Consider the following 13,349-nt stretch of genomic DNA (forward strand, 5'->3'; position numbering starts at 1 on the left):
TTAAGACTTCGCTGCAGCAAGTAACGCACCGCACCCAACAAACATTGACCCGAACACTTTATTGATTTTACTCATAACGCGATCAGAACGAATAAAACGCCCCATCTGAGCCGCTAATGAGGTGTAACCCAACATCACAATAGAATCAATCACCACAGTGGTAACACCCAATGCAAGTAGCTGAGTCAGTTGATCTTTGCTTGGGTCAATAAATTGAGGAAAAAGTGCCACTAAAAAGACAATCGATTTGGGATTGGTCAAGTTAATCAATACCGCACGACGCAATAAGGAGCCACTCGACAGTGCTTGTTCGGCAGCACTGGTCACTAAACTGGAATGATCTCGCCATTTTTGGATACCAAGCCAAACCAAATAAGCCACACCAACCCACTTGATGATGCTAAATGCCAACGCTGATTGTGCTACTAACGCACCGATTCCCGCGCCAACCAAAATAATATGGAACGCTAGCCCTATCTGCAAACCAACAATCGCCGCCAGAGATTTGCGAGTACCATAACTAAGCCCGTTGCTAATGGAATTGACTGTGCCCGAACCGGGCGCCAAACTAAACACAATCGCGGTCAGCACATAAGCGAGCCAAACATGAGTATCCATTGCAATTCCTCTCGACTAGACTAATCTAGCGTAAATAAATTATCCCTCGAATCTGTCCAATAAAGAATATCTATGAATCAGATGAGTCCAAACACGCCACCTTATACTCAAGAGTCATCTTTTGAGCAAGTGATCAATACCACGATCGCCGACTTCTGGCATTCTAAAGAAGAAGATTTCATCAAATCTTTTGATAAAACAAAAATTTATTGCTGCAAGTTCACCTCATCCGAGCATTCGAAAGCGATTGTGGTGGTGAACGGCAGAATTGAGTCATGTTGGAAGTATCAAGAGCTGTTTTATGACCTTTTCCAACAAGGGTACGACATTTATTCCTTTGACCATCGTGGTCAAGGGCTTTCTCAACGCCTAATCGACAACCCACAAATGGGCTATGTCGAGGAATTCGATGACTATGTCCAAGACTTGCACCATCTGATCCAATATTTTGATCTTAGCCGTTATTCGCATCGTTTTATTGTAGCTCATTCCATGGGGGGAGCCGTCGCAACACGATATGTGCAAACACATCCCGAGCATAATTTCGACGCCATGGCACTCAGCGCCCCGATGTTTGGCGTCAATATGCCTTGGCAGTTACGCCCAGTGGCGATGCAACTGAGCCAAGTGTTAACAGCAATCTACTCGAAACCAACCTACGCTCCAGGTTATCAGGCTTATACCCCGAAACCTTTCGAAATGAACCCTTTAACGCAAAGTGAAGTACGCTACCGTTGGTTTAGAGAGCTGTATGAACACAAACCAGAGCTGAAAATCGGTGGCCCAACGACGCGCTGGGTATGGCAAGGATTGATGGCTGTCAAACAATGCCAGTTACTCACTCGACAAGTAAAACTACCGACTTTAATTCTACAAGCTGGGCAAGACACCATAGTCAGTAATGCCGATCAAATTCGCTTTGCGACTAAATTGGCAAAAACCAACCCAGATAGCCAATTAGTTACCATTAATGAGGCTAAACATGAGCTACTTTTTGAGAAAGATGACTACAGAAACCAGGCTCTTGATGCAATATTTGAACTGTTTCAGCAGATAGAAAGCAAAGCCTAAATGGTGGGGGAAATGGGGAAATTTCAATTTGCAGTTTTACCCTCTTTTTCCTCTTTAATATGGCGTAGACTAGGCAACCTAAAGGTTTGTTCATGACCAGAGCGAACAAACCCAAATAACCATGATAATGAGGGTTTTATGACCACCGAACGCAAAGATAACGCTATTCACATTGTCGCTTCCGATCTCGACGGGACTCTGCTTGCCCCAAATCATCAGTTGAGCGACTTTACAAAGCAAACACTGAAAGAGCTGCACCAAAAAGGCTTTACCTTTATCTTTGCAACCGGTCGTCACCACGTGGATGTAGCAGGTATTCGTCAGTTAGCGGGCATCCCCGCTTATATGATCACCTCAAATGGTGCTCGCGTGCATGACCAAAACGACAACTTAATGTACAGCAAGAATGTTCCACAAGATCTCGTTCAAGCGATAATTGACGTTGTTAAACAAGACCCACAAATCTATGTCCATATCTATCGAAATGAATCTTGGCTATTGAATAAAGAAGACGAAACCCTGCGTAATTTCCATAAAGAGAGTGGTTTTAACTATCAAGTATTTGATATAGACCATGCTCCAACCGATGGCATTGCGAAAATTTTCTTTACACACCCAAGCAAAGATCATGAGCTACTCACTCAATTTGAAGACCGTTTGAACGAAAAATTTGGCGATAAGCTCAACGTTGCTTTCTCAACCCCTTGGTGCTTGGAAGTCATGGCGGCCGAAGTGTCAAAAGGTGATGCGCTTAAAGTGGTAGCTGAATCGCTTGGTTGTACCCTCGACAACTGCATCGCTTTTGGCGACGGCATGAATGATGTCGAAATGCTATCCATGGCAGGCAAAGGGTTAGTGATGAATACATCGCATCCAAAAGTGATGAAAGCACTGCCAAACAATACCGTTATTGGCAGTAACGCTGAAGATGCTGTCGCTCATTATCTGCGTGAACATTTATTCTAGTCATCAACGTTTGCATGCTCTCTAGAGTCGCCGCTTGAAGCCCACAGCGCAGTAGCGAATATCAACCAAAACCAAGGTTTTGTTCGCTGACTGTTAATTAACGTGGGCTTAAGTTCAGTTCTAAGCACCCAATGTGCCATAATATTGTCCTATCTGTTTGTCTTAAGGACGGTATTCAATGAAGGCGTTTAACACCCCTATCCTATTATTGTCAGCTCTGGCACTGCAAGCTTGCTCAATGCAACAAGCTTCTGTTGAAGCAACAACCAGCGCGACACTCGACAAGCCAAGCACTATAACACCACAAACTTTTGTGATGCGTGGTGAAATCGTGGTCGGTCATGAAGCCCGAACGTTTACGCCTTGCGGCAGCAACCAACAGTATTGGTTGGCTTTAACCCCAGAGCAAGCTAAACAAGCCTTGCTATTATCTCGTTCACCCTACCAACCAATGTACGGTGAAGTCGTAGGTTATTTAGCAGCCCCAAAACAAATCGGATTAGATGCTGACTACAATGCACGCTTAGAAGTAAAGAGCATTAATCTACTCAGTGCTGAAAATCCTAAACGTTGCAACCAACCACTCAAACCAACACGAGCTTTCGGTAATGAGCCATCATGGTCTGCTAGCTTTGATGGTAATGCCGTTATTTTTCAAACCATTAGCGGTGAAAAACAGCAACTGCCGATCACTCAACGCCAACTATCTGCACAACAACGTGACTACCAGTTTGAAAATGGCTCACTGCAACTTAAGCAACAAGCTTGTAACGATGGGATGAGTGATAGTTTTTATGGATGGCGTTCTAGCTTAACTCTGGACGGCAAAACCTATAAAGGCTGTGCGACGTTAGGTAATAGCGACCCAACCCTGCAATGGGTTGGTGTTTACCAAGCCGCGTCAACGCAAAACAATAACTTTAGCGTAAGCTTACAGCTAAATGCTGACCATTCTGCAACCACCAGCTACGACTACAATAATGGTGACCCATCTATGGTTGAAAAAGGATTCTGGCAGCAGCTTAATGATAAACAAGTGCACGTTGTGATGACTCGTCATCAGCGACAATACCTGCTTGCGGAACGCATTTTTACTCGTAATGGCAATCAGATCCATGCAGAAAAAGAAAAGGTTGGCGACATTATTTACCCCATCAGTAATGGTGGGTTAACGCTGTTTACTGAAGATCGAGCGCAGTAATCAATGAATTCCCAATTACCCTGTTCGCGCTGCGGTTTCGTGCATCAATGTGTTTGCCAAGCTTACCCGAGACTCGATAGTAAGCTACGCGTTGCATTATTGATGCATGAAAATGAACAACGCAGAGCAACCAATACAGGCAAGCTACTCTTGTGCAGCTTGCCGCAGGCTTCTGTGCATGTGTGGAGCCGTGTATCGCCCGCAAAGTCATTGCAAACGCTCATTAAAAGCGAACAACTCACACCTGTGCTCATATTCCCATCACCACACAGCAAACCACTCGACGAACAACAATGTCAGCCTTCGGCAAACATTGGAAAAACGTTGTTTATTATTCTTGATGGCACCTGGCAAGAAGCGAAGAAGATGATCAATAAAAGCCCTTGGTTATCAGCGTTACCACACGTACACCTCACGCCTCATCACCAATCACTCTACACATTAAGGCGTAACCAAAGTGAAGGAAATTTATGTACTGTGGAAGTGGGGCTTGAGCTGCTTAACCATATCAATGAAACAACTAATGCTGACACACTAAGAGATTTTTTTGCTTACTACATGAAGGTTTATCAAGCCGACAAAAGCGGCCATGCACTAAAGCAGTAGTAATGAACTCAATTGGTTGATTTCAATATCCGGTAAGATTTTTGCCTTGCGGTTGGCAAGCAAGGTATTGCCTTGGTCATTGTACCAACAGGCTTGAAAACCATTGCATTTCGCGCCTTGCACATCAGTCACTAAATGATCACCGACGTGCAAAATTGAGTTTGCTGGCAATGCCAAATGGATACGCGCTTTATCAAACAATTCAGGATGAGGCTTAGCCAAACCATCCGGCCCAGCTTTTAAAATCAGTTCGAAATAGTCACCCAAACCGATACGGTGCGGATCCACATTACCATTGGTGATCGCGACTAGCGGCATACGCTTAGCTAACTCCGTCATCACGCGGTGAGTCTCTTGCGGCACCGCCACAAGGTTTCGCAAGCGTAATACTTCTTCAATCGCAGCATTTGCCGCCTCAAGCGCTTGTTCCGAACTATAACCTAGCTCAATCAAACCTTGTTCAATCTGCTTAAAACGCCATTGAGTAACATCATGGTGCAGCAAAGGTTGCTGTTGAGCTAAGCGCAATTTGAGTTGCTGCCACCATGCTAAAGAACGTGTGGCCGACAGCGGATGATGACTATGTAGCCATAACACCATTTGTTGCTCGACGTGGCGTATCACTGGACGGTTATCATAGAGCGTGTCATCTAAATCAAAGCTCATTGCTTTAATTGGCCCAATACTGCGATAAAAATGCATGAGTTACTCGTCTTGTTTCTTTTTTCTTGCTCTGGGGTGCGCTTGGTCATACGCTTGAGCAAGATGTTGAAAATCCAAATGCGTGTATATCTGTGTGGTCGAGATATTTTCATGGCCAAGCAGCTCTTGCACCGCACGAAGGTTATTGCTTGATTCCAACATATGAGTCGCAAACGAGTGACGTAGCTTATGCGGGCTGATATGACTAGATACCGCCTGTTTCTGTCCCCACTCCGCCATACGCTTTTGTACATTACGGTGAGAGATTCTGACACCTAGCTTAGAAACAAACAGCGCTTTTTCATCACTATTAGCCAACTGAGCTCGTAACTTTAGCCACTTCGCGACCCACTCTTTTGCTTTGCCAGCAAATGGTGCTTTACGCTCTTTGTCACCTTTACCAACGACTCGAATTTCACCTTGGCTAAGGTTAATGTCTTTGACATTAATACTCACCAATTCAGCTAAACGCAAGCCAGCCCCGTACATCAGCTCCATCATGGCGCGATCACGCACTGACAGCGGATCATCCGCATTCACTTCCAAAAGTTGTGCAACTTCATCGACATCTAAGTTTTTCGGTAATGGACGCTTTTTGCGCGGAGCCGATACACCTTTAGCCGGGTTAGCAGTGATCTCTCCACGTAAAATCAAAAAATCAAAAAAGCTGCGTAATGAAGATAAACGCGTCGCCAAACTACTGGCCTTCATGCCTTCTCGCATGCCTTTACTGGCTAATTGGCGCACCCAAGCTGCATCAACCTGCTGCCAATTTTTTAGCCCCATTTGCATTAGGTGCTGCGCCATCGTTTCAAGTTGCTGCTTGTAATTACGTTGCGTGTGCAAGCTCAGCCCTTTCTCACTTCGTAGATATTCATAAAAGCGATTCAAGGGCTGCTGCAAGCCGTTAGACAGAGGTATGACTGATTCGCTCATGCTCAATAGGCTGCCAAGGTAGAGTATCAATTAGGTGAGATAAAACTAACGCCAAGTGACGCAGGAAAAGCGTATCCATACTCGGCTGGAAATGACCGCCATCTTCACTGGCGAAAGCTAAAATACCTTGCGGTGACGCTTTGGTTAATGGCAGAACCACATAAGAACCCATTTCTGGTGCTAGCGTTTCATCACCAAATAACGCTTGGCGATCAACCTTTCTCATCCGGCCCAAATACGCCGCCTTACCGTTGAAATGGTTGGTTGAAAAACGCTGCCATTGTTCCTGTGTAATTTGGTAATCCACTTTAGGAGAAGCCAGTAAACGCACATAAGCTAACAAGCCTAATGCTTGCGCTTTATTTTCAATCGCTTTTACCACTTGCGTCATATCACTGCATTTTAGGATCTGCTCTTGAAGATCCATAAATTCATGAAAAGTGCGGTCATTATTGGCCGCTAGAGACATAAAAGCGGTGATCTCTTCTTCTAATTCTTCGATACGCTGACGCTGACGATTAAGCTGCACATGCACCAAAGAGACTGCACCTTGTTGATGGTGCGGTAAAGAAAGTCGATCAACCAACTCTGAACGATGGAGGAAAAAATCAGGGTGATCCCGTAAGTACTCCGCTACGATTTCAGCTGTAAGTACATCCGCTTCAACTTGCGACAAAACAATTCCTTAACTTAACAAGACACTTGGCCATCAAACACATGGGTTGCAGGCCCCGTCATATATAGCGGCTTGCCTGGACCTTGCCACTGAATATGCAATGAACCACCCGGTAGGTGTACCTTGACCTCTTCAGCTAATAACCCTTGAACAATACCTACCGCCACAGCACCACACGCACCACTACCACAGGCTTGCGTTTCACCCGCGCCGCGCTCATAAACTCGCAGTTTAACTTCATTGCGGTTAACAATTTGCATAAAGCCAGCATTCACGCGTTCTGGAAAACGTTCATGAGATTCAAGTAGCGGGCCTAGTGTTTCTACATCAGCAGTGGCAACATCGTCGACCACGGTTACTACGTGCGGATTGCCCATACTCACTGCGCCGCAGAAAATAGTTTTATCTTCTACTCGTATAATATAGGTCTTCTCTGCTTGCTTAGCGCGGAATGGGATTTTATTTGGCTCAAACTCAGGGATCCCCATATTGACGGTGATCTGGTCATCCTCTTCAATATTTAGAATCATCTTGCCTTTTTTGGTCGTCACTCCAATGCTGTATTTATTGGTCAGCCCTTTCATACGAACAAAACGTGCGAAGCATCGAGCCCCATTACCACACTGTTCAACTTCACTACCATCGGCATTAAAAATACGATAGTGGAAATCACTTTCGGGGTCATAAGGGGCTTCAACCACTAAAAGCTGATCAAAACCCACACCTGTATGACGATCCGCCAAACGGCGGATCAAATCAGGGGAAAAGAAAACGTTTTGTGTAATGCAATCAACAACCATGAAGTCATTACCCAAACCGTGCATTTTAGAAAAATGGAAATGCATAGTGCTTCAATTTACTCCGGCAAAATACTCTCTAATGCCCATAGGCTCGATAGTTCTTCACGCTGACGAACTAGATGATGCTGTGAACCATCAACCATCACTTCCGCTACGCGAGTACGTGTATTGTAGTTTGAAGACATCACAAAACCATAAGCCCCTGCAGAGCGAACTGCTAACAAATCACCTTCAGCAAGGACTAAAGAACGGTCTTTACCTAAAAAGTCCCCCGTTTCGCAGATAGGCCCAACGAGATCATAGGTTGAAGCTTCACCCTGACGCGGTGCAACAGGAACAATATCTTGCCAAGCTTGGTACAGCGCAGGGCGCATTAAATCATTCATTGCAGCATCAATAATGGCAAAGTTTTTGTGTTCGGTATGTTTGAGAAATTCAACTCGAGTCAGCAGCACGCCCGCATTAGCAGCAATCGCTCGGCCAGGCTCAAAAATCAGTTCTAAATCTTGATGATTTTCTAAACGGGCAAGCAAAGCTTTGGCGTAATCAGAGGGTTGAGGAGGCAGTTCATCACGATATACAACCCCTAAGCCACCACCGACATCTAAATGTTTGATGTTGATGCCTTGGTGCTTAAGGTCATCAATCAATGCCAACAGGCGGTCAGTTGCATCAATGAATGGCGCAATCGCTGTCAACTGAGAGCCGATATGGCAATCAATACCATGTATGCTGAGGTTTTCTAAACTCTGCGCCAAGCGATAAACATCTGGCGCGCGGTCAAACGCAATACCAAATTTATTATCACGTAAACCGGTTGAGATATAAGGGTGAGTTTGCGCATCAACATCAGGATTAATACGCAGAGAAATCGGCGCTTTCACACCAAGCTCTCCTGCCACTTTATTGAGGCGTTCCAGCTCTGGTTCAGATTCAACATTAAAACATTTAATCTTCAGTTCTAGCGCACGCTTCATTTCCGCTTCGGTTTTACCAACACCCGAAAAGACTACTTTAGATGGGTCACCACCAGCAGCCACAACACGTTCGAGTTCACCACCCGATACAATATCGAAGCCAGAGCCTAAACGCGCCAAAGTATTCAGCACACCTAAATTCGAGTTTGCTTTTACGGCATAACACACCAAATGTGGGTGCTCACCGACTGACTCATCAAAAGCATGCCAATGACGCTCTAACGTCGCACGTGAATAGACATACAACGGCGTGCCAAATTGCTCAGCCAAATGAGAGAGTGAGACATTTTCAGCCCAAAGTTGGCCATCGTCCTGATAATTGAAGTAATCCAAAATTAGTTTCCCTTAATCTAAATCAACCACTATGGCTGAGGTTGTTCATTCTGCGTCGGTTCATCTGGCATATACAATGGGCCGGTTTGACCACAGCCTGCCAATGCAAGGACTGACAACATAAATAGTGCAGTGATTGATTTTTTCATTTTGCATATCGTGATTATTGATTCAATGCCCCCTATAATCGCACCACAATCAGGAAAAGCAATAGGATAGATAGGATGAACGATACTGAATTTCATCAACAAGTCGATGAGCAGCTCGAAATTATTGAACAAGCTATCGATGATGCTGGCGCAGACATCGATTACGAAACGTCTGGCAATGTCATGACGTTAGAATTTGATGACCGTAGCCAAATCATCATTAACCGCCAAGAGCCGATGCATGAAATCTGGCTTGCGTCTAAATCAGGTGGGTTTCATTTCAAACTGCAAGATGGCCAATGGATCTGCTCAAAAACTGGCTTGGAATTGGTTGCGATGGTCAAACAAGAGTGTGAAAAACACGCTGGTGAAAGTATCGAGTGGCGATGATAAGGCTCTATCTAGTTGAGAGCGCTATCGTTAAATAGGCGTTGGAATCTAAATAAGAAGGAACCAAGTTGCGCTATTTCAACGGTAGCTTGGTTCAATCACTGTTAAGCATTAACCGCTTTAGAAGGGCGAGAGTAAAGAGCTGAATCATTACGATAAGGGACAACATAACTTTCGCCGTCTTCAGGATGTACTATCTGATAATACTGAGGCAAATTGAAGTTAATGAACTTAGCCGATAGCTTGTTATCATCTAGCACTGAAGTATAGAAACCATTTACGCTGGCAATCATCTCATCTTTCTCACCACTAAACTGGTGATACACTTCAATTTGATTGGACTCATCTAGTACATAAATGTTGAAGCCTTTGTCAGTATCTTCAAAGAAGAATTGCACCAAACCTTCGCTGGCAAAACCATCAACCACTTCAGGGAGCTGATAATCTTGATCGCGATCGAGCATTAACAGTGGGGAGCCTTTTAGCTTGTTGGTTGAAATACTGCGATAAAAATCGACCGAGTTTTCTAATTTCTGTACCGATACACCGCGACGTTCGAAGAACAAACCATACATTTGGTCCCCAATGCGCAATGCTTTAAAACGACGACGTTTTTCTTGCTCAACCGGTTTTAAGCGTAACTCAATGCACTCTGCGAGCAATTGGTACACCATATTACGCATCACGCCACGTAAGTTTTTACTGTAACAAAAAACATCAACAGATTCCGGTGGAAGTGCATCTTGGTGCATTTTTCCAAGCACCGTTTTCAATGCATCAAGCATTGCGGTTTCACCAGTAAAATGCAGCGTACGCACTTCGTGCCATGAATTGCGATACACTAAATCAACACTGCCCACTAAACTTTTTTGTTCTGAGCCGAAGCTGAAAATATCAATATTTTTCAAATCAACTTTTAACGACTTACCACTCAATTCTGCGGTTGGATCATTTTCAAAGTTAATAAACATTGCCAATTGGCTTATTTCACAAGGGCTAGCCAACGCTTGCATCGTTGGACGACGTTTGCGTAACGAAAAGGTATTACGTAAATCGCTGACCATTTGGTAGAACTTGTCTATATCCAAATGAGCATCACGCACCACAGAATGCAAACGTGTCGACTCGGTGATCAAACCATTAAAAAATGCCCAAGAAACCAACTTACTCAAGTATTCATTATGCTCTAAAAAAGGCTGACCAATAAGGCGATGAGCAACTAATGGCTGCTTGTAGAGATACCAACCAGCTTTGTTAGTTCTGCCTTCACGAACCTCAATGAAGGAGAGGTCTGGCTCATGGAGATCTGGAGAAATTTGTGGGTTCAGCAGCGTAACCTTACCCGGCAATACTTCGAATACCGCATACAATTTACGCGCTAAAATAGAGATATCTTGTGGACTGATAGCGGAAGTAATGTCATTGCGGCGTGCAAACTGAATCAAGTTTCGATAACTCAGCATTAAGGCATCAAGCAGAGCATGGTGCACTACTTTAACTTGTGCGACTTTCCAGTTGCGGCGGTTATCTAACTCTTGTACCACCGACTCAGACCAATTCCATTGCTTAATCATGTGACCTAGCGCTTCACGACGCCATGCCACAGAACCGATACCCGGCTCACGCGATAATTTTTCATGTGTTTTGAGATAAAAACAGCGACGGACTAAATCAAGACGAGCGGAATCACCAATGCGTTCGAGGTAACGCGTCACTTTTTCGAGCATCAAATAGTAGGCATCCATGCTATAAAGATCAGGCTCGTGAGCGAAAAAACGGCGTTTGGTATCAATACTGAGTAATTGAGTATGTGGGTACTCCCACGAATACGCCTCAAGCAAAATAGCTTTCAGTACCGACTTGTAGGGCGAGTCGATACTTTTATACAGTTGCCAAAGATTAGCGCCGAAATATTCTTCGGCCGGAATGCGATTGAGCTTACCAAAATCAATCCATTCTTCGCAGTTAATGTAAGCTTTACTACACAACTGATTGACGTATTCGTCGTAGCACTCTTCCATTTCAGGCGGCACAATTTGCCACAGTAAACGCTTACCAGCAAGACGCACAGCCGAGCGATAAAACTCATCCAACAATAAAAGATGCTGCGAAGAGCCACAGTTTTCACCCGTCATTTGCTCGGAGTGATTACTGCGAAAACGCTTTTCATCCATCAAGAAAAAATTAGCTTCAACCCCTTGGCTTTTCGCCCAATCGGTAATCAATAAGCATTTATTACTTAAGCTTTCACGTTCATCGCAACTCATCTCTGATGAGACACAAACCCAAATATCTAAATCACTGGATGTACTTTGACCGATCGAAGAGGTACTTCCCATCGTATACAAACCAAGAATGGCCGGGGTTTGTGAGGTTTTTAATGATTGACCTAACGTTAACTCGGTATCTTCAATCAGTTGGCGCTGAACATCATTGAGTTCGAAGTTATGTATGCCATAAGGGACGTTAGCATCGTAATAGCCAGGAATAACCGGGTGATTAAAGTGAAATAAAGCGGGGATAAAATGGAATACACGCTGACTTTGCAAATCCATAAGAGCCAGCGCACGATCGGTTCGTTGCTGGTTAAGATTATCTAATCGTTTGATTAACGTCTTTGTGTAAGCCTGCAAGGTTGATTCCTTGGTTGAAACATTAATAAGCGCCTTGATTATCTTTTATTCTAAAGCGCCGAAAAAACGTGATCAATTTAACACTTTCTTTTGTTTTGGTAAAGTAATCTCGGCGCATATCACACCAAAGCTACCTCTATTGACCACTCTACTTTCACTGACTCGCTACAGTGTCGTTGCTATCTAGACTTTGTAATAATAGCCCATTATATAAAGGAGAGCTAAATCACACTATTTTACCCAATCTATGCTATGTCATTAGCAATTTTTCACTGATGCGATCTAGTAGTAAACCTTTCTAGTATGGGATGGTAGGATTAAGCCCTTCATTTCTTTCATGCGGGATTATCATGAATCACAGTACACCTATTCGAATTGCCACTCGTAAAAGTCCACTCGCCTTATGGCAAGCTTATTATGTTAAAGATGCGCTACAAGCAGCTCATCCCGGCTTAGAGGTGGAATTGGTGACCATGGTAACCAAAGGCGACATCATTTTGGATACGCCTTTAGCTAAAGTTGGCGGTAAAGGGCTTTTTGTTAAAGAACTCGAAGTCGCGATGCTTGAAGGTCGTGCCGACCTTGCCGTTCATTCAATGAAAGATGTCCCCGTCGATTTCCCTGAAGGATTAGGACTAATCACGATATGCGAGCGTGAAGACCCTCGTGATGCCTTTGTTTCCAATGGCTACAACAATATTGATGAATTGCCACAAGGAGCCATCGTGGGGACATGTAGCCTACGTCGCCAATGTCAGATAAAAGAAGCTCGCCCAGACCTTGTCATCAAAGAATTACGTGGCAATGTAGGCACTCGCTTAGGAAAATTAGATGCTGGAGAATACGACGCTATTATTCTTGCTGCCGCCGGTTTGAAACGATTAAAGCTGGAACAACGTATTCGTAGCTTCATCGAACCAGAACAATCACTACCTGCTGTTGGTCAAGGTGCCGTTGGTATCGAATGTCGTATCGATGATCAACGCTTGAAAACACTGCTAGAGCCATTAAACCACAAGGACACGGCAGATCGCGTCTTATGTGAGCGAGCGATGAACTTAACCCTAGAGGGTGGTTGCCAAGTTCCGATTGGTAGCTATGCGCTGCTGGATGGTGACCAACTATGGCTGAGAGCCTTAGTTGGCGAACCTGATGGTTCCAAAATTGTACGTGGTGAAATTAGAGGCCATCGTTCTGATGCTGAAAAACTAGGTATTTCACTGGCAGAGCAACTCCTTAATGAAGGAGCTCGAGAAATTCTCACCAAACTCTACTGCGAGCACGAATAAAT

General features: G+C 44.3%; 14 protein-coding genes. 6 read left to right on the forward strand and 8 right to left on the reverse strand.

From position 1 onward, the window contains the following. Complete coding sequence (gene rhtB, locus MCT08_RS01010; RefSeq protein WP_172533177.1) at positions 1-618, reverse strand: homoserine/homoserine lactone efflux protein; 618 nt, start codon at positions 616-618, stop codon at positions 1-3. A 72-nt stretch (positions 619-690) separates the two neighbouring features. Here rhtB and MCT08_RS01015 point away from each other — a divergent pair, with 72 nt between their 5' ends. The 4 genes from MCT08_RS01015 (at position 691) to MCT08_RS01030 (ending at position 4,462) form a co-directional block, all read left to right on the forward strand. Next, a complete protein-coding gene (locus tag MCT08_RS01015) occupies positions 691-1,689 on the forward strand; it encodes an alpha/beta fold hydrolase (protein WP_053311415.1) in 999 nt (332 codons plus the stop codon). A gap of 138 nt (positions 1,690-1,827) precedes the next feature. After that, complete coding sequence (locus MCT08_RS01020) at positions 1,828-2,655, forward strand: Cof-type HAD-IIB family hydrolase (RefSeq protein WP_274677722.1); 828 nt, start codon at positions 1,828-1,830, stop codon at positions 2,653-2,655. A gap of 178 nt (positions 2,656-2,833) precedes the next feature. Beyond that, complete coding sequence (locus MCT08_RS01025) at positions 2,834-3,856, forward strand: COG3650 family protein (RefSeq protein WP_274677723.1); 1,023 nt, start codon at positions 2,834-2,836, stop codon at positions 3,854-3,856. A 3-nt stretch (positions 3,857-3,859) separates the two neighbouring features. After that, the gene (locus MCT08_RS01030) at positions 3,860-4,462 is read left to right on the forward strand and encodes a tRNA-uridine aminocarboxypropyltransferase (protein WP_274677724.1); all 603 of its coding nucleotides are present in this window, start codon (positions 3,860-3,862) and stop codon (positions 4,460-4,462) included. Here the strand turns inward: MCT08_RS01030 and yigB are convergent. The 6 genes from yigB to lptM are packed head-to-tail and all read right to left on the reverse strand — an operon-like array spanning position 4,451 to position 9,035. Further along, complete coding sequence (gene yigB, locus MCT08_RS01035; RefSeq protein ID WP_274677725.1) at positions 4,451-5,164, reverse strand: 5-amino-6-(5-phospho-D-ribitylamino)uracil phosphatase YigB; 714 nt, start codon at positions 5,162-5,164, stop codon at positions 4,451-4,453. The genes MCT08_RS01030 and yigB overlap by 12 nt on opposite strands. 3 nt (positions 5,165-5,167) lie before the next feature. After that, positions 5,168-6,100 (reverse strand): tyrosine recombinase XerC, encoded by a 933-nt coding sequence (gene xerC / locus MCT08_RS01040; RefSeq protein ID WP_053311410.1) that lies wholly within the window; start codon positions 6,098-6,100, stop codon positions 5,168-5,170. Next, positions 6,072-6,776, reverse strand: a complete 705-nt coding sequence (locus MCT08_RS01045; RefSeq protein WP_274677726.1) for a DUF484 family protein — start codon at positions 6,774-6,776, stop codon at positions 6,072-6,074. Before MCT08_RS01045 ends, xerC begins: the two co-directional genes overlap by 29 nt. Before the next feature lie 14 nt (positions 6,777-6,790). Further along, positions 6,791-7,621 carry a diaminopimelate epimerase gene (gene dapF, locus MCT08_RS01050; RefSeq protein ID WP_053311408.1) on the reverse strand — a complete coding sequence of 277 codons (831 nt, stop codon included), beginning with the start codon at positions 7,619-7,621 and terminating at the stop codon, positions 6,791-6,793. Positions 7,622-7,632: 11 nt separating this feature from the next. After that, positions 7,633-8,886, reverse strand: coding sequence for a diaminopimelate decarboxylase (gene lysA, locus MCT08_RS01055; RefSeq protein ID WP_168523778.1), 1,254 nt, complete (start codon positions 8,884-8,886; stop codon positions 7,633-7,635). Positions 8,887-8,915: 29 nt separating this feature from the next. Beyond that, the gene (gene lptM, locus MCT08_RS18635) at positions 8,916-9,035 is read right to left on the reverse strand and encodes an LPS translocon maturation chaperone LptM (protein ID WP_412072892.1); all 120 of its coding nucleotides are present in this window, start codon (positions 9,033-9,035) and stop codon (positions 8,916-8,918) included. A gap of 75 nt (positions 9,036-9,110) precedes the next feature. On the opposite strand from lptM, the gene cyaY reads away from it, so the two are divergent. After that, entirely contained in the window at positions 9,111-9,425 is a 315-nt protein-coding gene (gene cyaY / locus MCT08_RS01065; protein ID WP_053311406.1) for an iron donor protein CyaY, read from the forward strand. Between the two features lie 104 nt (positions 9,426-9,529). On the opposite strand, the gene MCT08_RS01070 is transcribed toward cyaY, so the two are convergent. After that, entirely contained in the window at positions 9,530-12,058 is a 2,529-nt protein-coding gene (locus MCT08_RS01070; protein ID WP_053311405.1) for a class I adenylate cyclase, read from the reverse strand. A gap of 350 nt (positions 12,059-12,408) precedes the next feature. Between MCT08_RS01070 and hemC the strand changes: the two genes are divergently transcribed. Next, a complete protein-coding gene (gene hemC / locus MCT08_RS01075) occupies positions 12,409-13,347 on the forward strand; it encodes a hydroxymethylbilane synthase (RefSeq protein ID WP_053311404.1) in 939 nt (312 codons plus the stop codon). The last annotated feature ends 2 nt before the right edge of the window (positions 13,348-13,349 follow it).

It is taken from the genome of Vibrio aestuarianus, from assembly GCF_028858425.1.
Classification (GTDB): Bacteria; Pseudomonadota; Gammaproteobacteria; order Enterobacterales; family Vibrionaceae; genus Vibrio; species Vibrio aestuarianus.